Source organism: Staphylococcus sp. EG-SA-18, assembly GCF_017151825.1.
In the GTDB taxonomy this organism is placed as follows: Bacteria; Bacillota; Bacilli; order Staphylococcales; family Staphylococcaceae; genus Staphylococcus; species Staphylococcus aureus.
Map to the genome: position 1 here is coordinate 1 of NZ_JACYVY010000076.1, position 435 is coordinate 435.

Annotated in this window: 2 tRNA genes and 1 rRNA gene; all 3 read right to left on the bottom strand. The window is 42.5% G+C overall.

Annotated features, from left to right (window positions below):
* Positions 1 to 121 precede the first annotated feature (121 nt).
* Positions 122 to 197: transfer RNA gene (locus IDG66_RS13035), tRNA-Ala, on the bottom strand.
* A gap of 18 nt (positions 198 to 215) precedes the next feature.
* A tRNA-Ile gene (locus IDG66_RS13040) sits at positions 216 to 292 on the bottom strand.
* Between the two features lie 91 nt (positions 293 to 383).
* Positions 384 to 435: ribosomal RNA gene (locus IDG66_RS13045) — 16S ribosomal RNA — on the bottom strand; the annotation flags it as partial.

The window sequence follows — 435 nt, forward strand, 5'->3', positions numbered from 1 at the left end:
CTTTCGAACACTAGCGATTATTTCTTATGAATTCAAGCTTATTTAAAACTCTTTATTCACTCGGTTTTGCTTGGTAAAATCTATATTTTACTTACTTATCTAGTTTTCAATGTACAAATAATGGTGGAGACTAGCGGGATCGAACCGCTGACCTCCTGCGTGCAAAGCAGGCGCTCTCCCAGCTGAGCTAAGCCCCCAAATAGGTATTAAATTAATGGTGGGCCTAAGTGGACTCGAACCACCGACCTCACGCTTATCAGGCGTGCGCTCTAACCAGCTGAGCTATAGGCCCATTAATTTGAATGAACAAACATTCAAAACTGAATACAATATGTCACGTTATTCCGCATCTTCTGAAGAAGATGTTCCGAATATATCCTTAGAAAGGAGGTGATCCAGCCGCACCTTCCGATACGGCTACCTTGTTACGACTTC